Source organism: Rhizobium sp. KNZ14-9A (assembly GCF_056755015.1).
On sequence record NZ_JBPGXB010000004.1, the window covers coordinates 2,304,895 to 2,324,745 of the forward strand.

The 19,851-nt window shown below is 57.1% G+C and carries 18 protein-coding genes and 5 pseudogenes; 14 read left to right on the forward strand and 9 right to left on the reverse strand.

Going from position 1 to position 19,851, the window contains the following annotated elements; translation table 11 throughout:
- Positions 1-36: 36 nt before the first annotated feature.
- From ACR9ZQ_RS41010 to ACR9ZQ_RS41030, 5 genes and pseudogenes are all read left to right on the forward strand, one after another.
- Positions 37-451, forward strand: a pseudogene (locus ACR9ZQ_RS41010) (IS6 family transposase); the annotation flags it as partial.
- Between the two features lie 125 nt (positions 452-576).
- Positions 577-1,503, forward strand: a complete 927-nt coding sequence (locus ACR9ZQ_RS41015) for a LysR substrate-binding domain-containing protein (protein ID WP_481430846.1) — start codon at positions 577-579, stop codon at positions 1,501-1,503.
- 225 nt (positions 1,504-1,728) lie between these two features.
- Positions 1,729-3,027, forward strand: a complete 1,299-nt coding sequence (locus ACR9ZQ_RS41020; RefSeq protein WP_481430847.1) for an aspartate aminotransferase family protein — start codon at positions 1,729-1,731, stop codon at positions 3,025-3,027.
- 123 nt (positions 3,028-3,150) lie between these two features.
- Complete coding sequence (locus tag ACR9ZQ_RS41025) at positions 3,151-3,948, forward strand: ABC transporter substrate-binding protein (protein WP_310380756.1); 798 nt, start codon at positions 3,151-3,153, stop codon at positions 3,946-3,948.
- Between the two features lie 97 nt (positions 3,949-4,045).
- On the forward strand, positions 4,046-4,720 hold the full coding sequence (locus tag ACR9ZQ_RS41030) for an amino acid ABC transporter permease (RefSeq protein WP_481430848.1): 675 nt from the start codon (positions 4,046-4,048) through the stop codon (positions 4,718-4,720).
- Between the two features lie 176 nt (positions 4,721-4,896).
- Here ACR9ZQ_RS41030 and ACR9ZQ_RS41035 read toward each other — a convergent pair whose 3' ends face one another.
- Complete coding sequence (locus tag ACR9ZQ_RS41035) at positions 4,897-5,049, reverse strand: hypothetical protein (protein ID WP_481430849.1); 153 nt, start codon at positions 5,047-5,049, stop codon at positions 4,897-4,899.
- Between the two features lie 54 nt (positions 5,050-5,103).
- On the opposite strand from ACR9ZQ_RS41035, the gene ACR9ZQ_RS41040 reads away from it, so the two are divergent.
- Positions 5,104-5,256, forward strand: a complete 153-nt coding sequence (locus ACR9ZQ_RS41040; protein ID WP_310380762.1) for a zinc-binding dehydrogenase — start codon at positions 5,104-5,106, stop codon at positions 5,254-5,256.
- A 44-nt stretch (positions 5,257-5,300) separates the two neighbouring features.
- On the opposite strand, the pseudogene ACR9ZQ_RS41045 reads toward ACR9ZQ_RS41040, so the two are convergent.
- From ACR9ZQ_RS41045 to ACR9ZQ_RS41055, 3 genes and pseudogenes are all read right to left on the reverse strand, one after another.
- Positions 5,301-5,459, reverse strand: a pseudogene (locus ACR9ZQ_RS41045) (IS3 family transposase); the annotation flags it as partial.
- A 433-nt stretch (positions 5,460-5,892) separates the two neighbouring features.
- Positions 5,893-6,189 carry a hypothetical protein gene (locus ACR9ZQ_RS41050; RefSeq protein ID WP_481430850.1) on the reverse strand — a complete coding sequence of 99 codons (297 nt, stop codon included), beginning with the start codon at positions 6,187-6,189 and terminating at the stop codon, positions 5,893-5,895.
- A gap of 149 nt (positions 6,190-6,338) precedes the next feature.
- Positions 6,339-7,373 carry a LacI family DNA-binding transcriptional regulator gene (locus ACR9ZQ_RS41055; protein ID WP_481430851.1) on the reverse strand — a complete coding sequence of 345 codons (1,035 nt, stop codon included), beginning with the start codon at positions 7,371-7,373 and terminating at the stop codon, positions 6,339-6,341.
- Between the two features lie 161 nt (positions 7,374-7,534).
- Between ACR9ZQ_RS41055 and ACR9ZQ_RS41060 the strand changes: the two genes are divergently transcribed.
- From ACR9ZQ_RS41060 to ACR9ZQ_RS41085, 6 genes are all read left to right on the forward strand, one after another.
- On the forward strand, positions 7,535-9,109 hold the full coding sequence (locus tag ACR9ZQ_RS41060) for a sugar ABC transporter ATP-binding protein (RefSeq protein ID WP_481430852.1): 1,575 nt from the start codon (positions 7,535-7,537) through the stop codon (positions 9,107-9,109).
- Positions 9,109-10,119, forward strand: coding sequence for an ABC transporter permease (locus tag ACR9ZQ_RS41065; RefSeq protein WP_018444516.1), 1,011 nt, complete (start codon positions 9,109-9,111; stop codon positions 10,117-10,119). Before ACR9ZQ_RS41060 ends, ACR9ZQ_RS41065 begins: the two co-directional genes overlap by 1 nt.
- Positions 10,120-10,219: 100 nt before the next feature.
- Positions 10,220-11,143: a sugar ABC transporter substrate-binding protein gene (locus ACR9ZQ_RS41070; RefSeq protein ID WP_112907630.1), complete on the forward strand. Its 924-nt coding sequence runs from the start codon at positions 10,220-10,222 to the stop codon at positions 11,141-11,143.
- 108 nt (positions 11,144-11,251) lie between these two features.
- Positions 11,252-12,256: a Gfo/Idh/MocA family oxidoreductase gene (locus ACR9ZQ_RS41075; protein WP_446960517.1), complete on the forward strand. Its 1,005-nt coding sequence runs from the start codon at positions 11,252-11,254 to the stop codon at positions 12,254-12,256.
- A complete protein-coding gene (locus ACR9ZQ_RS41080) occupies positions 12,253-13,212 on the forward strand; it encodes a sugar phosphate isomerase/epimerase family protein (protein WP_018444515.1) in 960 nt (319 codons plus the stop codon). The genes ACR9ZQ_RS41075 and ACR9ZQ_RS41080 overlap by 4 nt, the downstream gene beginning before the upstream one ends.
- Before the next feature lie 107 nt (positions 13,213-13,319).
- The gene (locus ACR9ZQ_RS41085) at positions 13,320-13,607 is read left to right on the forward strand and encodes a MurR/RpiR family transcriptional regulator (RefSeq protein WP_481431012.1); all 288 of its coding nucleotides are present in this window, start codon (positions 13,320-13,322) and stop codon (positions 13,605-13,607) included.
- A 668-nt stretch (positions 13,608-14,275) separates the two neighbouring features.
- Here the strand turns inward: ACR9ZQ_RS41085 and ACR9ZQ_RS41090 are convergent.
- Positions 14,276-15,702 (reverse strand): annotated as a pseudogene (locus tag ACR9ZQ_RS41090) (aldehyde dehydrogenase family protein).
- A 166-nt stretch (positions 15,703-15,868) separates the two neighbouring features.
- Positions 15,869-16,279: a winged helix-turn-helix transcriptional regulator gene (locus ACR9ZQ_RS41095; RefSeq protein WP_037132637.1), complete on the reverse strand. Its 411-nt coding sequence runs from the start codon at positions 16,277-16,279 to the stop codon at positions 15,869-15,871.
- A gap of 101 nt (positions 16,280-16,380) precedes the next feature.
- Here ACR9ZQ_RS41095 and ACR9ZQ_RS41100 point away from each other — a divergent pair.
- Together ACR9ZQ_RS41100 and ACR9ZQ_RS41105 are read left to right on the forward strand one after the other, a co-directional pair.
- Positions 16,381-16,582: pseudogene (locus ACR9ZQ_RS41100) on the forward strand (oxidoreductase); the annotation flags it as partial.
- Positions 16,582-16,924 (forward strand): annotated as a pseudogene (locus ACR9ZQ_RS41105) (OB-fold nucleic acid binding domain-containing protein); the annotation flags it as partial. The pseudogenes ACR9ZQ_RS41100 and ACR9ZQ_RS41105, both read left to right, overlap by 1 nt.
- A gap of 126 nt (positions 16,925-17,050) precedes the next feature.
- On the opposite strand, the gene ACR9ZQ_RS41110 reads toward ACR9ZQ_RS41105, so the two are convergent.
- The 3 genes from ACR9ZQ_RS41110 to ACR9ZQ_RS41120 all read right to left on the reverse strand — a co-directional run bounded on the left by ACR9ZQ_RS41110 (position 17,051) and on the right by ACR9ZQ_RS41120 (position 19,838).
- Positions 17,051-17,842 (reverse strand): SDR family NAD(P)-dependent oxidoreductase, encoded by a 792-nt coding sequence (locus ACR9ZQ_RS41110; RefSeq protein ID WP_481430853.1) that lies wholly within the window; start codon positions 17,840-17,842, stop codon positions 17,051-17,053.
- A 264-nt stretch (positions 17,843-18,106) separates the two neighbouring features.
- Positions 18,107-18,916, reverse strand: a complete 810-nt coding sequence (locus ACR9ZQ_RS41115) for a sugar phosphate isomerase/epimerase family protein (RefSeq protein WP_481430854.1) — start codon at positions 18,914-18,916, stop codon at positions 18,107-18,109.
- Positions 18,917-19,016: 100 nt separating this feature from the next.
- On the reverse strand, positions 19,017-19,838 hold the full coding sequence (locus tag ACR9ZQ_RS41120) for a sugar phosphate isomerase/epimerase family protein (protein ID WP_481431013.1): 822 nt from the start codon (positions 19,836-19,838) through the stop codon (positions 19,017-19,019).
- Between the last annotated feature and the right edge of the window lie 13 nt (positions 19,839-19,851).

A 19,851-nucleotide genomic window follows, 5' to 3' on the forward strand; every position in this document is an offset into this window, starting at 1 on the left:
GAGAGCGTGGGGGTGGAACTCCCCCGCGCCACTCGCCTGGTGATTTCAATCGGCGGCCGAAAACATTGGCTTTGGCGGGCGGTTGACCAGGACGGTTACGTTCTCGACGAAATCGTCCAAACTCGCCGCGATACCAAAGCTGCCAAACGATTGTTGGTCAGACTGTTGAAGAAGCAGGGCCTGGCGCCCAAGCGCATCGTCACCGACAAACTGCGCTCATGCGGAGCGGCAAGACGGGACGTGATGCCCGCGGTCGAACATCGATCGCACAAGGGCCTAAATGATGCAGGGATTTCGTTCTGTCGGTGGTTTGCAACGCTTCACCTCGGTCTTTTCAGCAGTTCGTAATCTCTTCGTCGCACCGCATCAGAAACACTCAGCCCTGGCCACGCTCGTTCATCGGATCCGTGCAATGGCGCAGTGGAAAGCCGTGACCGGCGCAACCGGCTGAGTTCACAGATAAACGCCTTATCCGGGCGTTGAGGAAACAACGCGCTATCGCCAGTATGCCTTGTCGTGCGGTGTCATTTCGACCATCCTTTATGCTTATTAGGTTTGTCGGTGGCCGGGGGATACATGACTGATCGGGTGCTGCCTTTGCGCGGAATCTCTGTTTTTGAAGCAGCGGCGCGGGCGGAAAGTTTTCATGCTGCTGCGGAGGAACTGAACCTGACGCCCTCCGCCGTCAGCCACCAGATCCGTCTGCTGGAGGCAGTTTTGGGCGTAAAACTCTTCGACAGGGTAGGGCGTGGTGTCACGCTGACACCAGAAGGCGCCGAATACGCCCGGTCGGTGCGCCACAGTATCCGCTGGCTGCGCGCCGCGACGAGCGACATGAGGGCACGCGGGCAGAACGGAAGCGTGTTGGATGTCGTCAGGATCGAAGCGCCGCCGTCCTTTGCTCATTCCTGGATCCTGCCGAGGCTGGCGGATCTGATGTCTCTCCAGCCGGGGATCGATATCCGGCTGAACGCACAGGGATCATCTATCCAAGGCGAGAGGTTGCCCTGGGAGCCGCTGGTCGATGCGCCGGCAGACATCCAGATAGTCTATGGCGGCGACATATGGAAAGATCGCGCCTCCTTAATGCTCAGAGAAACCTTCCAGCCATTCTGCGCCCCCGACCTATTGGAGCCAAATGCGTTCGAATCCCCCCAAGCGCTTCTCAGTCAAACGCTGATCAGCACATTTCACAATCATATGTCCTGGGAGGAATGGCTGAATCTGCAAGGCGTTCAGCTCGACAGGAATCCGGTTAACAGGCTCCAACTGGACCCGTCCTACCTAGCTATACAGGCGGCTGCGGGTGGCTTAGGCATCGTGCTGGAAAGCAGCATTCTGGTGCAGCGCGAGTTAAGGTCTGGCGCGCTTGTCGCACCTTTTCCGCATCTCGTGCGTCCGGGCTTGGGGTACTGGATCTTCACGCCCTCCACGAAAAGACTGAGCGCGACAGTCGGTAACGTTATCGATTGGCTGATGGCTGGAGCAGGTTCCGACAAATAACAGGATAAGACGCAATGCCGTCCTAGCAGATGTTCGAGGCGCTCGCGCTGTTCTGAGTGTGATGTTCAACGAGAGATCAACTCTCACAAATGATGAATTTTTCTCATTGATTGGCGCGAAATCTTTGCGCTTTTCAAGCCAGATACCCGCGCTAATCTGCCAAAACACATCGCTGGCAGTCTTTGTAGCTGCGGGGAAATACGAACAAGAGAGTTTATTTCGTCAATGAATGCTGATGAGCAAACCGCGATCAAAGCCGACAAATTCCTGCTGCGCTACATGGGATTGGGCGGCGATTTTACCCCTTTCATACCTGAGCGTGCCGAAGGCTCCTGGCTTTACGACGCCTCCGGTCGCCGTGTCCTCGACTTTACCTCCGGGCAGATGAGCTCCGTGCTTGGCCATGCCCACCCGGAACTTGTTGCGACCATCCACGAGGCCGCCGGCCGCCTCGACCACCTTCTCAGCATGATGGTGTCGAAGCCAGTCGTGGACCTCGCCGAGGCGCTGGCCGAGCTCGTACCCGAGCTTCCACGCTCGATGTTCCTTTCGACGGGCGGTGAATCGGTCGAGGCGGCTATCCGGCTGGCCAAGGTTGTGACTGGAAAATGGGAGGTTGTCGGTTTCGCCCAATCCTATCATGGATCGACCGGCGCGGCCGCGACGGCCACCTATTCGATCGGAAGGCGTGGTCACGGGCCATTGATGCCAGGCGCCTTTGCCATCCCCGCGCCCAATGCGTTCCGTCCCCGCTTTCCCGGTGTGACCTGGCAGCAGGAGCTCGACGACAGTTTCGAACTTCTCGATCGCCAGTCGACCGGAAACCTCGCAGCCTTCGTCGCCGAACCGATCCTCAGCACAGGCGGTGTCATCGACCTGCCTGTCGGCTACCTGGCTGCCTTGAAGGCTCACTGCGAACGTCGCGGCATGTTGTTGATCGTCGACGAGGCTCAGACCAGCCTCGGGCGCACCGGCGAAATGTTTGCCTTCGAGCGCGACAATGTGGTGCCCGACATTCTCCTATTGTCCAAGACGCTCGGGGCAGGCATGGCGATGTCGTCGGTCTCCACGTCGGATGCGATCGCGGAAATTGGCTACAGCCGCGGATTTATGTTCGCCACGACCCACGTCAACGATCCGCTGCCAGCCTGCGTCGCCCTAAAGGTGCTTGAGATCATCCGGCGCGACAGCCTCGTCGAGAAAGCGGCAGTATTGGGTACCCGCCTGAGGAGAGGTCTTCAGAACCTGATGCAGCATCACGAATGTATCGGAGATATACGCGGCCGTGGTTTGCTGCTGGGCATGGAATTTCTTCCCCGCGCGGGTCACACGGGCACGGCCATCTCCCAGAAGGTCACGCAGGTTGCGCTCGACCTCGGCCTCTCCGCCAACATCACCGGAGCCTACACATCCGGCGTGATACGCCTGGCGCCGCCGATCACGTCAACGGAGGAGGAGATCGACTTCGGACTGAACGCGCTGGATACGGCAATCGGGAGGGTTGTCGAGACGCTCGGAAGCTGACGCGCGGGCTTGGATGATCGGGAGTATCTGGAATGAAAGAATGACGCCCGTTTAGGAGCGCGGGTGGAAAGCAGAACCGGCCGGTAGGGAGGAACCGGCGCGGACCAACCAGAGGGAAGCATAATGAACGTCACACGTCGCAGCATTCTCATCGCGTCGGCCGTAGCCGGCATCATCGCCATGCCCGTCATTGCTAACGCTGAAGGTGTGCTCAATGTCGGCTCCTATCCGAACAATCCCCCATTCGAGTTCAAGAACGCGAGCGGCGTATTCGAAGGATTCGAGATCGACATCGTCACCGAAGCGGCAAAACGCATCGGCATGACGGTCAGCATCGTAGGGTATGACTTTCAGCCGCTTTTCCCGGCCACAAATTCTGGCCGTATCGACGCCGCCATTTCGTCGATTACCATAACCAAGGAGCGCCTTGTTTCGCAGGCTTTCACCCAGCCCTATTACGATTCCGCCATGGGAATCGCGGCGAGGGATGATGGTGCTATCAACGGTCTCGCAGACCTCAAGGGCAAGATCGTTGGCTCGCATTCCGGATCGACCAGCCACAAATGGTTGGTGGACAACAAGGACAAATACGAATTCAGCGAGGTGAAGAGCTACAACAGTCCCCAGGATGCGCTGCTGGACCTCTCAGCCGGTCGCGTTGATGGTGTTACCAGTGACGTTCCGAACATGGAATACGCCTTTACCAAGATGAAAGGCATGCGCGTGGTGGAACGCATCAAGTCAGGCGAGCAGTACGGCATCATGATGGCCAAGAGCTCGCCCTATCTCGGCAAGATCAACCAGGCGCTAACCGCCATGAAGAAGGACGGCACAATGCAGACCATCCACAAGAAGTGGTTCGGTACGAATGCGCCAGAGCAGTCTTCTACAGTGTTGGAAGCGGACCTGCCGAAGGGCTGAAAACGGCAGGCACGAGCCCGATGCCGATCGGGCCGGTGGAGGTTGGCTCCATCGGCTCGATCCCGAGATTCTGACTTCACGGTTCTTCCGCACGCCTATGACCCTCATTGATACATTCTTCAACGTCGACGTCTTCGTCGGGGTATTCCCAGCACTGCTTCGTGGTGTCATCAACACTCTGTTGCTGGGGGTTCTGGCTATTTGCTTCGGCATTCCCGCGGGCATCGTCATCAGCCTCCTCCGGCTCTACGCTCCGCGGCCGGTCCGCTGGCTCACCATTGCCTTTATCGACATTTTCCGAGCGGTGCCTTTGCTGGTCGTCCTGATCCTGATCTACTTCGCATTGCCATTTGTCGGTATACGCCTGTCGGCGTGGGTTTCGGCGACGCTCGCTTTCTCCCTTGTCATGTCGGCCTATTCGGCGGAGGTTTTTCGCAGCGGAATCGAGAGCATACCCAAGGGGCAATTCGAGGCCGCGCATGCGCTCGGCCTGTCCTTCATCACGACACTTCGAAAAGTTGTTTTGCCGCAGGCGATCAAGCTCGTCATCCCGCCGATGACGAGCAACTGCGTCTCGATGTTCAAGGACACGTCGCTTGCTTCCGCGGTAGCCCTGCCAGAACTGTTGAAGGAGGCCAATGACGCCCAGGCATTCTTTGCCAGCCCCACGCCTCTGATTGGCGCGGCTCTAATTTACCTTGCGTTTCTCTGGCCAATGGTCCGGCTGGTCACTTATGTTGAGCAGCGTAGTAAATTGCAAAATAGCCGCTGATGCCGATACCCTTTGAATTTACGCTGGGTCCTGGCTTGTGACCGTCGCTAGGCAATCTTGGTGGTTCGATCCACGGCACATCTTCACGCACGATCTCCATAACGATACGCTGGACTGAACGGCGCGAAATTTCAGTTGAATTTTGCCTCTAATAACGGGTCAAGGTCCACATCCCTTCAAGACCGCCTGCTCTCTCTGAGCGCTTCCTTGAACAGTTCGAAAGCCGTCGTCCCCTTCCGACTTAAGTAATAAAGGTGATAGCCGAGGAACGGCTCGCACCATAGCTCCAGCAGGCGAATGAGACGGCCGTCGGCAATCGGCGCCGCCACCAGATCCTCCAGGATGTAGAGGATGCCGAAACCCTCAAGGGGGTCGGCAGCGCGATGGCATATCGGGATATGGTCGCTTTCGTCGACGAGAATCGCATCAAGCTACCGATTGCGGAGGTTTACGCATTCGACCAAGTGCTTGCCGCTTATCAGCGTGCGGCAGGCAGCGACCAGTTCGGCAAGATCGTCATCCGCATCGGCCACTAGCCGATAGGGGGCAGATTCTTGAGGTCGGGTTTCACGACGCAGAGCCTGACCTCGTCGCTGGTCGCCGAACGGGCAGGTCTCACCTGCAAGGCGCTTCTTGCCCGCTTCGAGGAATTCCTTTGACAGCTATAATACAGGTCCTCGGCTATCCCCTCACGGTGGCAGATTGCGGCAATGCTGTCCTCGCGTCGCAGGCCCTTCCAGAACCTACGCATCTGGCAGCTGCCAAGGACTCGAGTTCTTTGAGAATGTCTTCGCGGGAACTTTGCATCTTATCGGCATCTTCGAGAAGCACCGTGATGCGGACCCGCGCCCCCTGTGTTTCGAAATTCGGGCTCCCAGCGACAAGAAAGGACCGGATCGACCGATAGACCCGGCCGACATCGGAATCCTTCGTATGTCGGGATTTTGCCTGCGCGCGCAAAGCACCCAGTGGCGGATTCATATCGTCGGGAATTGCAAAGCGCCCATAACGGCGTTCGACCTGCTTGGCGAAATCAGATCGCTAGGCTTCAGTCGAAAAGCCGTCTCGTCGTGTCATGCGCGCCAGCAACGATTTACTGATGGTGGTCGTGCGCGTCAGATCGACGATGTGCCTTTCCGAAGCTGGGTTTTGAAGCGCAGCGGCGACAGGCGTCACTGCCCCGATACCTCCTCGAGGAATTTGTCGTTGTCCGATGCGACAAGGGGAGCGACCACCACGAAATGGCGGTCGGGGACGATGTTGACGATGTCGCAAGTCTGGCTGATGACCACGATGCCGTCTACCTGATCAAGCTCGCTGATCGGCCCATCCGCATCATAATCGACGACGGTGGGGAAATCACGGAAATCCAGAGTGTAATCGCCCTGCGTCCACAGACGCACCGCGTATACCTCTTCCTCGGACAGGCTTGCTGGCTTAATCAGCTCGTTGATTAAGTACAGTTTCACAAATATTCAGAGCGTTGGCATCACGGAGGTAGCTGCTCGCCGCAAGGCGTATGACCTGGGATCAGTGAGAATTGCGGAAACTCCGGCTAACGCACGTCGGGTCCGATTTGATTTGTTCAACACGCCTTACCTGCCCTTTCGCCGAAACTTCAAATATTGGTGGCAGTGTAAAATTCGAACGGCACAATGTGCTGCGAAACGGTTGGCGATCGGCCGGCATCGAGAGCTTGCGCCATTGCACGCACCAGGGTCTCTCCCAACTGCTTTGCAGGGTGCGACAGGACGACCCTGATTAGTCCTTCAGCAAGACCAGCTCTTGTTTCATTGGTGAGCTCGTGTGCTATTACAACAAGGCGTTTGGCTGCCGGCCCATCACTTTCCCGCAGGGCTCGCATCACACCCGTGATGCCGCCGCCGGCAACGTAAAGCCCGACCCAATTTGGTTCGGTCTGCAAAAGTTGGCGCGTGGCCTCATAAGCAATTTCGGGCTCTTCAAGGGTTGCAACTGTCTCCAGCATCTGAAAGTCCGGCGCGCTCTCCCGGAAGTATGATCGAAAGCCCATTTCGTTCAGCTCCTGGGCGAGATATCGATGGCTCCCGACGAAGACGGAAACCTTGCCGCCGTCGTTATTCAGCCCGGATATGAACCAAGCGGCCGTGCGGCCCTTTTTGATGCAGTCGTTGCCGACATATCCTGCGCGGGAGGCGGTGGAAATATCGGAAATCATGGTCACGACCGGAATATTCTCCGCCGCAAGACCATCGACGGCGTGGTTCACCTGCGGGTGGTCGGAGGTGATCATACCGATGACGTCGGCTTCGCGACTGAGAGCGTAGATCGCCTCGGCAGCCTTGTCGGGCGCAAGATCGTCCATGAATCTAACGATCGCCCTCCCATGGGCCTCGGGAAATGCTTCGGTCGCCGCAACGAGAACGTCGCTCCACATTTGATAGAGCTTGCGGTGAGATTGCTTGAGAAGAAAACCGAATTTGATCACCGGCTTTTCGTGCTCAAGTCGCCGAGCGATGGCGGTCACCCCATGAAAGCCAATCTGCCGGGCTGCGTTAAGAACCCGCTCCGCCGTCTGTGAACGCACGGGGTCGCGACCATTCAGCACGCGATCAACCGTTGAAATGCTTACATTAGCGGCCTTCGCCAAGTCAGGAATAGTGGGACGAGACATAACAAAACCTCTCATACTCTGACGCTATTTATGAGAGCTTTTGGGAGTAAAATCTACCAGTTCGTTGACATTCGGCGCAATTTTCGCAATTTCATTCCCTAGTAAAAGCCAGCTTGGCAGGAGAGCTTGGGAGAGCTCTCTCATCTGGAGGAAATACTCTCATGTCTGCGACCTTTCAAAAGGTGGCGCCGCTTTCGGGCGGCGAAGGCCATCGCACGTCTATGGATAGCGGAGCCGGCTTCGTTCTCGAAATGCACTCAATCACCAAGGCGTTCCCAGGTGTTCTCGCGCTCGATGGCATGAGCCTGAAGGTTCGTGCCGGCACGGTCCACGTCCTCGTCGGGGAGAACGGCGCGGGCAAGTCGACGCTCATGAAGATTCTGAGCGGTATCTACGCAATCGACGGGGGAGAGATCTTTTTCAGGGGCGAGAAGCTCGACCACCAGAACGCCGCAGCCGCGCTGGATCGAGGGATCTCAATGATCCATCAGGAACTCAGCCCGGTGCTCGACATGACCATCGCCGAAAACATCTTTCTCGGCCGCGAACCCACTTTTGGCCAGACGGGTGTTTTGTCCCGGTTCGTCGATTTCGATCGCATGAATTCAGATACGCAGGCGCTGCTCGATCGTCTTGGGCTGAAATACAGCCCCCAAACCAAGATGCGCGAGCTGTCCATCGCGACAATGCAACTCATCGAGATTATCAAGGCGATTTCGCGCGAGGCCTCTCTGGTGATCATGGACGAACCGACGTCGGCGATCAGCGACACCGAAGTCGCGATGCTCTTCAGGCAGATCGCAGACCTGAAAGCAGCAGGCGTCGCGATCATCTACATCACCCACAAGATGGACGAGATCTTCCAGATCGCCGATGACATCACGGTGATGCGTGATGGCCAATTCGTTGCAGCTGCGCCGGCGAGCGAATATGAGCCGGCAAAGCTGATTTCCCAGATGGTTGGCCGCACGATCTCCAGCATCTTTCCGAAAGAGGAAGTGCCGATCGGCGATGTCGTCCTCTCCGTCGAGAACCTCTCTCGTGACGGCAGCTTCGAAAATGTCAGCTTCGAGGTGCGTGCCGGCGAAATCGTTGGCCTTTCCGGTCTGATCGGCGCAGGGCGGACAGAGGTCGCCCGGGTGATCTTCGGCTTGGACGCGGCGGACGCGGGCGTCATCCGTCTGAACGGAAAACCGTTAAAGCTCATGTCCCCGAAGGATGCCATCGCCAACGGCATCGCCATGGTCTCAGAGGATCGCAAAGCGGAAGGTCTGGTGCTTTGCCGGTCCGTCGGCGAGAACATCTCGCTTGCGAACCTCAAGAAGTTCGCTTCCGGCCTTTTCATCAGCGAGCGGCAGGAAGAGACAGCTTCCCAGCGCATGATCAAGATGCTCCAGATCAAGACGCCCGATACGGCAATGATCGTTGAAAACCTCAGCGGCGGCAATCAACAGAAAATCGTTCTCGCCAAGTGGCTGCTGGGTGATCTGAAGCTGCTCATTCTCGACGAACCCACACGAGGCATCGACGTCGGGTCGAAATCCGAAATTCACAGACTGATGACCGAGTTCGCTCGTCAGGGGCTCGCGATCGTCATGATCTCATCTGAACTGCCCGAGATCCTAGGCATGAGTGACCGCGTGGTGGTGATGAGCGAAGGCCGGGTGACCGGCGAACTAACAAGGAACGAGGCCACGCAGGAAAACATCATGCGCCTCGCCACGGGAGGACACTGATGAGTATCGAACGCGCAGAGGCGGCCGTGAAACGAGGAGGCCAGGTGATTTCAGGCTCTCGAAACATGAGCTTTTCCCAGATCTACCGGCAGTACGGCACGGTTCTCATCTTCGTCGGAATCTGCATCCTCGCGTCGATTTTGAGCCCGACGTTCCTGACGGAAGCCAACCTGACCAACGTCCTTCGTCAGGTTGTGGTGGTTAGCCTGCTCGCATGCGGCGTCACCTTTATCATTATTCTGGGACATATCGACGTATCGCTGGGATCTGTTCTCGCGCTCTGTGGTGTCATCGCCGCGAGCGTAATGGCCATCACCGGCAGCGTCATCCTCGCGGTCGTCGCGGGCGTAGCAGTCGGCATGGTGACCGGCATCGTAAACGGTTTCGTCATCACCTTCTTCCGCATCCCGTCGTTCATCATGACATTGGCAATGACGACCGTCGCACGCGGCGCAGTGCTCCTTTATACGGGTGGATCGCCCGTGACGGGCTTGGGCGACTTCAAAGTGATCGGGCAAGGCTCGCTTGGCCCAGTACCGATCTCCGTGCTCATCCTCGCGATCGTCATCGTCATTTCCTGGATTCTTCTCAACAAGACCAAGTTCGGCCGATACGTCTATGCGGTAGGCGGCAATGAGCGTGCCGCGCGCGCTTCCGGCATCAATCCAGACAGCATCGTCGTGAAGGCTTTCATCTTCAACGGCATTCTGTGCGCCGTCGCAGGCATCGTCCTCATGTCTCGCATCAATTCCGGTCAACCGGCCGGCGGAGTCGGCTATGAGTTCGACGCGATCACCGCCGTGGTCGTTGGCGGCACCAGCCTGATGGGCGGCACCGGAACCATTACCGGCACAATCATCGGATCGCTGATCATCGGCGTCATCAACAACATGCTCAATCTCATGAATGTCAGCTCGTACTGGCAGCAGATCATCAAGGGTCTGATCATCGCGATCGCCGTGATCCTCGATGTCTGGACGAAGTCTGCCCGCAGCAAAAAGAAGGCATGACCGATGTTCTTCGGCGGGCTAGCGCCTGCTGAGGAACCACCTCTTTGTCGGCGGGATTTCCCGCATCCGGAATGAATCTGAAACTCTATGGGAGGACCCAATGAAAGCCATTTCCAAACTCGCTCTCGCCTGCGCCATATCCCTTGCCGGGATCTCCACCGGCGCTGCATTCGCCGCGGACAAATTCGTCGTCGGTTACGCCAATATGGCGGATACGGACGTCTTCGTCATGGCGCGCAAAAACGCCTTCATCGAAGCGTCGAAATCCGATCCGGCAGTCGAAGTGAGCTTCTCCGACGCCAACAACGACGTCAGCAAGCAACTCGATCAGATCGACAACTTCATAGCGCAGAAAGTCAATGCGATTGTCGTCGTGCCGGTCGACTATCAGGGCATCGTACCGGGCGTCGAGAAGGCGAACCAGGCCGGCATTCCCGTCATCGCTCTCGGCATCCAATCGGCAGGCGGCAAATACACGTTCGTCGGCTCGAAGAACATCGATGCCGGCCGTCTTCAGGGCGAATACATGAAAGAACACCTGCCCAAGGACGCCAAGATCCTCTACCTCGAAGGCACGCCGGGGCTTTCGCACACGCAGGAGCGAAAGAAGGGATTCGAGGATGCGCTCGGCCGTTCCGACGTGGCCACCCTCGCCAGCCTTTCGGCAAACTACGACCGCGCTGAAGGCATGAAGGTCACGGAAGACTGGATCCAAAGCTTTCCGAAGTTCGATGCAATCGTCGCAGCCAACGATCAGATGGCGCTGGGCGCGCTCGAAGCACTTCAGGGTGCCGACCGCCTCAAGGGCGTGATGATCTCCGGTGTCGATGGTACGGCCGATGCTCTTAATGCGATCAAGGCCGGCACCATGTCGCAGACCATCTTCCAGGACGCCGCAGGCCAGGCGAAGGCCGCCTTCGAGGTCGTGGAAGGCCTGAAAAAAGGCGAGGATGCGCCGGCCGAAAAACTGGTGCCGTTTGCTTCGATCACCAAGGACAACGTTGAGCAATACGCAAAGAAATAAAGCCCTCCCAAGGGTGCGTGCGGGGATGGGGTTCCCGGCACGCATTTCGCACGACAGACGCAATGCTTGCCGCAAATCGCTGGTTCTCTAACGACAGGAAATATCGAAATGACAATAAGGATCGCCGTCATCGGGGCAGGGTTGATGGGAGCCGATCATGCGAGAATCGTCGCAGAAGATCTGCCGGGGGCGAGCCTCCAGGTCGTTTGCGACATGGATGCGGATCGCGCCCGCAAGGTGGCGGACGCCTACAGCGCTCACGACGTCGACTCAGACCCCGACCGGGTGTCCGCTCGTCCGGACGTGGACGCAGTTATCATCGCAAGCCCCGATTTCACGCACGCGCCCTTGTCGCTGTCCTGCATAAGAGCCGGCAAACGGGCTCTCTGCGAAAAGCCGTTGTCGCAATCTTCCAAAGAATGCTTGGAGATCATGCAGGCGGAAGAAGCCGCGGGAAAGAAGTTCATAATGCTCGGCTTCATGCGCCGCTTCGATCAATCCTATGTGGAGATGAAGCAGGCTCTGGAGCACGGTGCGATTGGCCGCGCCCTGATGATGCACAACTTTCATCGTAATGTCGCGACGCCCGCGTCGGACTTCACCGGAGCGATGGCAATCACCAATTCCGCCCCGCACGAGTTCGATGTCGTCCGACATGTTCTCGACACCGAATACGTATCGATCTCCGCCTTCCAGCCGAAGCGCTCCGACGCGCTGGTCGCACCGGTTTATATGGTGCTCGAAACCGCCGATGATCAACTCGTGAATATCGAGATCAACAATAACGCGGCCTACGGATACGACGTGCGCGCGGAACTGGTGGGCGAGAAGGCGACCATCGCCATGAACGCCGTCAACTACACCCGCGTCGACCGGGAGCTCGGCCAGAGCACAAGCTACGAAGCGGATTGGCGCGGCCGCTATGCCGAAGCCTATCGCCGCCAGAACCGCGCTTTCATTCGGTTCGTGGAGACCGGAGTGTTCCCGCACATCGCGTCGAGCAGTTGGGACGGATACTGCGCCGCAAGGGTCGCCGAAGCCGGCGTCACGGCCTTGAACGACGGCTGCAAGGTTCCCGTCGAAATGATTGCCAAACCGGAGTTTTATGCATGAAGCTTGGATTCGTATCAGACAGCCTCGGCGGCCTGCCCTTCGAGGCAATGCTGGATCACGCGCAAAGGCTGGGCGTCTCCGGCGTCGAGGTCAATACCTGTGGCTGGTCGACGGCGCCGCATTTCGATCTATCGACGATCCTGCGGGACAAGAACGCGCAGAAGGCATTCCTCAGAGCTTTCGCCGACCGGGAACTGGAAGTGGTAGGCTTGAACGCCAACGGAAATCCCCTGCATCCGACCGATCATGGCCAGGGGCAGGGTCTTGAGGATACGATCCGCGCAGCCGGCGAGCTGGGTATCAAGACCGTCTGCGCGATGTCGGGACTTCCAGCCGGGAATGCCGCCGACACCATGCCGAACTGGGTGGTCTCCTCATGGCCGCCGGAAACGCAGGCTATCCTTCGCTACCAGTGGGAGGAGAAGCTCCTCCCCTACTGGACCAGGATCGTGGCACTAGCGAGAGAGCACGGTGTGGAACGCATTGCGCTGGAACTGCATGGCAATCAGTGCGTCTATAACGTCCCTTCGCTGCTGAAGCTTCGCGAAGCCGTTGGCCCGGTCGTCGGAGCAAACCTGGACCCGTCGCATCTCTTCTGGATGGGTGCCGATCCTCTTGTCGCCGCAGAAGCGCTCGGCGGAGCCGTATACCACGTTCATGCCAAAGATACCCTCCTCAACACTCCGAAGCAGGCCGTCACCAGCCTTTTGGAGAACGGCAGCCTAATGGATATCCCGGCGCGTAGCTGGTCCTATATAACGCTGGGATTTGGCCACGGCGAAGAATGGTGGCGGCAGTTCTGCTACAGGCTGAAGATGGCCGGTTACGATGGCTGGCTCTCGATAGAGCATGAGGATGTGCTTCTGAACAGCCTCGAAGGGCTGGAGAAGTCCGTCGCTCTGTTGCAGGGCGTGATGCCGGTCGCAGCCAGCGATTTCAAGCCGCAGGCGATCTAGTCGGAGCGAAACGCGCCCGACTTCACTTGCATATCTTATGTGTGGCGCCGCCTGTGTGCGGGCTTCGGCTGAGTTGCGTGAAGTCAGCTCTTTTGAAAGTGAGCGCAATGCTACAGGATCGGAACTCTCCTCCTCCCTCAACACTGCAGGAGCTGAAGCGCCTGATCGCCAGCCGGCAGCTGGTATTTCCCGTCGCTCTCGAACGGGTCGCAAGGGAGATCCTGGAAAGGCCGGAAATAACGGCCTTTGAAAGTGCTGCCGCGGTGGCGCGCAGGTGCCGCGTTTCTCCAACAACGGTCCATCGGCTTGTCCGGCACATTGGATTCCAAAGGTTCGGCGAGCTTCGTGTGATAATAAGAGAAGATCTCTGCAGCACTGCCGCTGGTCATCGCTGAAGATCCGCGATTTCTGCGGCCCCATCAGCGGTGATCGGCGGAGTTTCCTGGCGAACTTTACGACAAGGAGATCGACGAAGCACGGAATGCAGCTAGAAATGGCGACGCGCGGGCCAGAAAGGCCCTGAAGCTAATGTTCGATAAGATGAAGTTTCCCAAGGTGGCAATTTTCGTATTTGCGCGCAAAGGTGATCGGGAGAATGCGCAGCCTATATGGGCAGCATCCGGACTGTGGGGACATCTCCGGATGCCATTCGCGAAGTCTCTTGGGGCGGAAACTGCGGAAGATGAAAACGGATGCTGTCGAGGAGACCGCTTGCTTTTGTAAGCTATCGGATCCGCAGGCGATGTCATTGCACAATCCGTACGAATGCTTTCGAGATCCTGCCAATCGGTCTTTGCGGCTAGGTGCATGCAACCCGGCGATCATGTCCGTCAGGTGAGTTCTTACTTCATAGTGATCTGAAATCGGCAGGACGCTCCATCCGCCAGCGCCCCCTGCAATTTTCTTCCGCGCCGGGGCGGAAGATCGAGAACAGATGGCGCTGCAAGAACGCATCGCCGCTTTCAAAAAGTACCTACAGATCACGGTTCCTCCGCCGGCGGTGGGAACAAAGAGCAATGCCCGGATCAATTGAGTTCCGGGCATTCATAATCAGATTTGGCTGTCAAGCTGCCTCACGGAAACCGATGATGGCCTTGGTCTCAAGGAATTCAGCGATCGCCATCGGACCCCATTCACGTCCGTTGCCGGACTGCTTGTAGCCGCCGAAGGGCGCAGCCAGATTAAGATTAACATTGTTCAGGTAGACTTGGCCGGCACGCAGGCGACGCGCGACAGCTTCGGCCGCAACCCGCTCACCCTGGACATAGGCAGCAAGGCCGTAGGTCGTGTCGTTGGCGATCCTCACCGCTTCCTCCTCGTCGGAATAGGCGATGATGACCAGGACTGGCCCGAAGATTTCTTCGCGCGCGATCGTCATGTCGTTGCGCACATCGGCAAAGATCGTAGGCCGGACGTAGAAGCCAGCATCAAGTCCGTCGGGACGGCCGAGCCCTCCAGTCACAAGCGTGGCGCCTTCATCGAGACCCGACTGGATCAGACGCTGGATTTTGTTCCATTGCGCTTCCGAGGCCACCGGTCCCATCTTTGCATTCGAAGAAGGATGGCCGACCGACCACGTTTCCGCGGCCGCCTTGGCATAGCTGATTGCTTCGGCAACCTGATCGACATGGACCAGCATCCGAGACGGTGCGCTGCAGTTCTGTCCGCTGTTCAGCATCATCTGCGCTACGCCCCCTTCAACAGCAGAAGCGAGGTCCGCGCTGCGCAAAACGATATTGGGTGACTTCCCCCCAGTTCCTGGTGTACCCTTTTGACTGTGAGCGCACCGGTGCGAGCCACCTCGATCCCAGCCGCAGTTGAGCCGGTGAAGGAGACAAGGTCCACCTCGGGATGGCTCGTCAAAGCATTGCCGACAACGCGGCCATTTCCATGAACAAGGTTGAACACGCCCTTGGGTATTCCGGCGTCATGGAGGATTTCGGCAAGGATCGTACCTGAGAACGGCGCGATTTCAGACGGCTTCAACACCACGGTGCAACCCGCAGCAAGCGCAGGTGCCACCTTTGCGGCCATCAGCATCAGCGGCCAATTCCACGGCGTGATCAGAGCACAAACGCCGATCGGCTCGCGCACGACTTCGCTTGTGCCAAGAGGCTCATCAAAATGGTAGGTCTCAAGCGCTGCTCTCGCAATCTTGAAATGGGCAACGCCGACGGTCACCTGCAATTGCTCTGAAAGCCATTTCGGCGCGCCCATTTCATCCGTTACCGCTAGGGCTAGGTCGCTCACTCGCTTGTCGTAGGCAGCTACAATCCGGTCGAAGAGCGAAATTCGCTCCTCAATCGAGGTGAGTGAATAGGTTTCAAATGCCTTTCGTGCGGCTGAAACCGCGTCGTCCACGTCACTCGCATCGCCCAGCGCGACTTGACCAATAACGGCCTCGTCCGCTGGGTTGATAACATCGATTACGGTTGCGCCTTTGGGCTGCACCCAGGCTCCGTCGATATAGAATTGAAGATTGTTGCGCATGAGAAAGCTCCATCATTGTTGACGGAGACATAAGTATCTTTTGTAAACTTGGCGTCAATCAGGCACTTAAAGTAGCCCTGGTAGGGCACGGTATACCTGGCCCAATTTCTCTTTTCCCGAACCGCCGCAAGCTAGTATCGGACCTCCTGCAGTCGCTCTCGTCGCTTCACAGGCGTAACTGGATTAGCGATCTATCCGCGCCCTTCTGCCCGCCCTCTATGCTGTCGAAAGCCTCTCTTGCTGCGGTGACCTCTGGCAGTTTTACCAGTGTCCATTTGTGAAGTTCCTGGAGTGGCTCCCGTAACGTGCGGCCCAGCGGCGTCACCTGATACTGAACGGCGACCGGCGAGAGTGAAATTACCTCTCTGGCTATGAGACCGTTGCGCTCAAGGCGACGAAGGCACTGAGTGAGAGCCTTCTGCGTCACCCCTTGCAGGCGGCGGCGAATGGCGTTGAAGCGCTGCGGTCCGTCATCGAGTACGGCAAGCACCATCATCGACCACTTGTCAGCAATCTGATCGAACAAGGCCCGGCTCGGGCATTCAGAAGAAAAGCAGAGCGGTTCCAGTTCGAGCATGATGGTTTCCTTCGATATACCTAGGCGACTTGGAGTACCTGTTTGACGCTAGGTCTACATCATATACTTGGAGTTCGTATTAACGCAACGGAGTTCTCTTTATGTCTGGTCCCGATACAGCGGTCTTTTTCTGCCCATTGCCATCCGATCGCTTGAAACTGAAAAATCGCATCGTGATGGCGCCTATGACCTACGACCCGAACTTTTGCGCCTGAAGGCGTACCGGGGTCAGCGAGTGCTGACTACTATCGGCGCCGGGCAGAAGGTCGCGCTGGACCGGTACTGTCTGAAGGGACGGTGATTGTGCAGAGGCAATGAACGCAAGGGATGGGCGTTGGGTCTATACCGCCGGACTTGTGCTCGTGCGGCAAAAGCCGGGATCGGCCAAAGGCGTCATGTTCATCACCATCGAGGACGAGACAGGGCCGGCCAACCATGTCGTCTGGCCGAGACCTTTCGAAAAACGCCGGCGGATCGTTCTCGGATCGTCGATGATGGCGATCAAGGGCCGTATCCAACGGGAAGGGGAGGTCGTCCATCTTGTTGCCCAGAAACTGTTCGACTGGTGTCAAGCGATTTGGCCGCTCTTGCTGATCGTGACAAACAGTTCAAGCGAACGGCGGAGAGGGCAACGAGTTCGCGCATTGCAGGGAACGGGCGTAAATTTCTGACGATCACAGCGCTTCCGCGATCGCCAGGACCTTCAAAAGCTTTCGTCTTCCGGGGCCAAATGCTGGAATTTATTAAAGCGTGCGGTCGCGACTTCGCTGACTACGAATTTGAGCTTGGGCGCCCAGGGATATGGCTTAAGATTGATTTTGAGAAGCCGCCGTCGACGCAGAGGTCTTGACCGGTGATGTAACTCGCAAGTGGGCTTATCAGGAACTCAATCGCATTAGCAATGTCTTTTGGATCGCCGATCCTGGAAAGTGGGATCAGATCCTCTCTCGCCCGCTTAATCGCTGGATCGGCATACATCTTTGCGGACATTGGAGTGTGCGTCATTCCCGGAGAGACGATGTTCGACCGAATGCCATCCGGCGCCCATTCCAAGGCAAGGGTCTTCGCAAGCATAGTTAGCGCCGCTTTGCTTGGGCTATATGCACCTGATCCCGCATGAGGTACTTGTCCCGACATCGACGATGTGAAGCATGCAGCGCCTCGACTCTGCTTTAAGTGCGGGTGGCAGTGTTTGGCCAGAAGCCAAGCCCCGCGAAGGTTGACCGCGAACATCTTGTCCCAGTCCGCAACCGACAAATCACAGATATTTCCAGGACTTGCGATGCCAGCATTGGCAACAAGAGCGTCCAGACCACCAAACTCCGACACCGCCGCCTCTACGAGGTTCGGGGCCACATCGATGTTGCCCAGGTCGCCAGACAACGCAATAGCATCGCCTCCCAACGCGCGCACCGAACGCGCAACGTCCTCTTGCCCTTCGGAGGAACCAAGGCCACACACTGCGATCTGAGCACGCTCGCCTCTTGATGCAGCAGCTTCTGCGATACGTATACAAACCGCTGCGCCAATTCCGCGGCTTCCTCCACTAACTAACACTTTCATGGACAGTTCTCCGATTGATGTTACGGAATAATATGGAATTAGTTTCCAAATCGCAATCCGATTCTAAGAGAGCTCAAAATACGAAAAATGTTGAACTTTGCCTGCCCAACAAGATGGGCTTGTTGTGGCATCAAGGGGTCATGGACACTCACAAAAATTCGCGCTCCCCAAGGTGTCCACCACTTTAGATGGATATCGTGGGCGAAGTTCACTCATTTACCGACGGGGGATCTTCCACCGAGCGTAATTGCGATGCGGGGTTTATCAATCAACTCTCCAGCCCCTCTTTTTGAGCTCCTGCATCGCATTGTTAACTTCCAACAGCGGCTCTTCTTCGCGAATAACCTCGAGGACGACGCGATCAATACTAAAAACTGAATAGACGGCGCGCCCGAGACCCTCAAAATCTATGATCCCCGTGCCGATAGGATCGTGGCCCCAGACGTCCGTACCCGTATCCGAGATATGCACGAGACCTATGTGAGAGTGATGCAACCGAAGACTCGCTACTGGATCCTCGCCAATGTAGGCCGCGTTTGCGACGTCATAGACGATGCTCAGATTTTCGTTTTTGATTTCCTCGACAAGTCCGACGAGTTCCCCGATTGTCGGCCTGAAACAATATGGGGTATTCTCCATGAGGAGCCGCACGCCGGCTTGCTTTGCAACCGGTAGAAGCACGTCAAGACTCTCATATAGCCATCCAAGGGCTTGCGGGATGGTGGGAGAAATCATCGGACGACGCGTTCCTGGAGAGATTACAACGTCGGCAACCCCCCAATCGACCGCGAGCTGGATGACATCTTTAATGTGGTCAGTGCTTTTGCGCCTCATATTTGCGGCTGGGCTGGCCAGATTAATATCATATCCGCCAGCATTCAGCGACCTGACGCTCGCTCCGTGGTCCTGCAGTTGCTTTCTCGCATCCAAACGCGAACTTGTCGACATTTCGTCCGGCCAGCAGTGTGGGGAACTCACGGGAACTTCAAATACCGTAAAGCCATGCCGGATAAGTTCAGACATCGCCCGTATCGCAGTGGATTTCCAAAGGTAGGAAAAAGTATTTATGATCATTGACGTCTCCTAGTCGCTTTCAGCGCGACATCTAGCTGCGTGATGCGGTTTTATCTGCAATCTAAGAGAGAAAGATCGCAGGCCAACGGACCGATCTCGATCATCTGGGCCGCCAGAATTTGTTCAAGAATGATGCGCTTTCCAGAATTGCTCTGTCAGGGTCAGCTGAAACGATCTCGAAAATCGAAGGTCCGCGATAATCGATGCTCTCCAGAACCTGAGCGATCGGTTCGAATGACACTGCGCCTCCTCCAAGTGGATCGTGACGAAAATCATCTAGGGGCGTGTCTGCAACGTAGATGGCCGACAGATGCTTTTTTAATTTGGGAATCACGTCGACCGCCGGATCGCGCCCGAAGGCAGCATTCGCAATGTCATATCCCAACCCGATGTTCGTCCACCCATAACGATCAAAAAAGGACAGAAGGTCGGTTCCCTTATAAAGCCACGACAGCGGATGGTTCTTAACTATGAGCTGGACCTGCAGATCGGCCGCGCGCGGCACCAGGATGTCGAGAGACGATTGAAAACATTCAGTAAGCTTCTCAAGACTCGCCGGGAAAACAGGGTTTGTCTTTCCAGGGTTGACTACTACTCCAGCGGCACCCCAGTCAGCCGCAAGTTCCAACGCAGCGGCAACAACACCGCAAGAGTAGTTGCGGCATTCGGGCGTAAGGGCTGCAAGATTAACGTCGAGATTTGGCTGATTGAGGGTTTCGATGCGAATGTTTCGTTCGTTTAGAAGACTTTCGACCGCTTTGCGCTCCGCGACTGTCGCGGCACTCGGCCAAAAATGCCCCGGGATAAGCATCATTTCGAAGCTAGAAAAGCCAAGACCAGAAAGATGGCGTAGGCAATCGAGAGCGGAGTAACGGGTCGTGTAAGAGTAGGTGTTCACAGCATAGGAAGCGTTCAACTGCATCACTTCGGGCTCC

Excerpts from the sequence above, each read along its gene's own strand:
- ACR9ZQ_RS41030 (WP_481430848.1), top strand. The coding sequence starts at position 4,046 with ATGACCCTCATTGATACATTCTTCAACGTCGACGTCTTCGTCGGGGTA.
- ACR9ZQ_RS41110 (WP_481430853.1), bottom strand. The coding sequence starts at position 17,842 with ATGAAAGTGTTAGTTAGTGGAGGAAGCCGCGGAATTGGCGCAGCGGTT.
- ACR9ZQ_RS41065 (WP_018444516.1), top strand. The coding sequence starts at position 9,109 with ATGAGTATCGAACGCGCAGAGGCGGCCGTGAAACGAGGAGGCCAGGTG.
- ACR9ZQ_RS41075 (WP_446960517.1), top strand. The coding sequence starts at position 11,252 with ATGACAATAAGGATCGCCGTCATCGGGGCAGGGTTGATGGGAGCCGAT.
- ACR9ZQ_RS41060 (WP_481430852.1), top strand. The coding sequence starts at position 7,535 with ATGTCTGCGACCTTTCAAAAGGTGGCGCCGCTTTCGGGCGGCGAAGGC.
- ACR9ZQ_RS41025 (WP_310380756.1), top strand. The coding sequence starts at position 3,151 with ATGAACGTCACACGTCGCAGCATTCTCATCGCGTCGGCCGTAGCCGGC.
- ACR9ZQ_RS41115 (WP_481430854.1), bottom strand. The coding sequence starts at position 18,916 with ATGATCATAAATACTTTTTCCTACCTTTGGAAATCCACTGCGATACGG.
- ACR9ZQ_RS41055 (WP_481430851.1), bottom strand. The coding sequence starts at position 7,373 with ATGTCTCGTCCCACTATTCCTGACTTGGCGAAGGCCGCTAATGTAAGC.
- ACR9ZQ_RS41020 (WP_481430847.1), top strand. The coding sequence starts at position 1,729 with ATGAATGCTGATGAGCAAACCGCGATCAAAGCCGACAAATTCCTGCTG.
- ACR9ZQ_RS41040 (WP_310380762.1), top strand. The coding sequence starts at position 5,104 with ATGGCATATCGGGATATGGTCGCTTTCGTCGACGAGAATCGCATCAAG.
- ACR9ZQ_RS41080 (WP_018444515.1), top strand. The coding sequence starts at position 12,253 with ATGAAGCTTGGATTCGTATCAGACAGCCTCGGCGGCCTGCCCTTCGAG.
- ACR9ZQ_RS41015 (WP_481430846.1), top strand. The coding sequence starts at position 577 with ATGACTGATCGGGTGCTGCCTTTGCGCGGAATCTCTGTTTTTGAAGCA.
- ACR9ZQ_RS41070 (WP_112907630.1), top strand. The coding sequence starts at position 10,220 with ATGAAAGCCATTTCCAAACTCGCTCTCGCCTGCGCCATATCCCTTGCC.
- ACR9ZQ_RS41120 (WP_481431013.1), bottom strand. The coding sequence starts at position 19,838 with ATGCAGTTGAACGCTTCCTATGCTGTGAACACCTACTCTTACACGACC.
- ACR9ZQ_RS41085 (WP_481431012.1), top strand. The coding sequence starts at position 13,320 with ATGCTACAGGATCGGAACTCTCCTCCTCCCTCAACACTGCAGGAGCTG.
- ACR9ZQ_RS41095 (WP_037132637.1), bottom strand. The coding sequence starts at position 16,279 with ATGCTCGAACTGGAACCGCTCTGCTTTTCTTCTGAATGCCCGAGCCGG.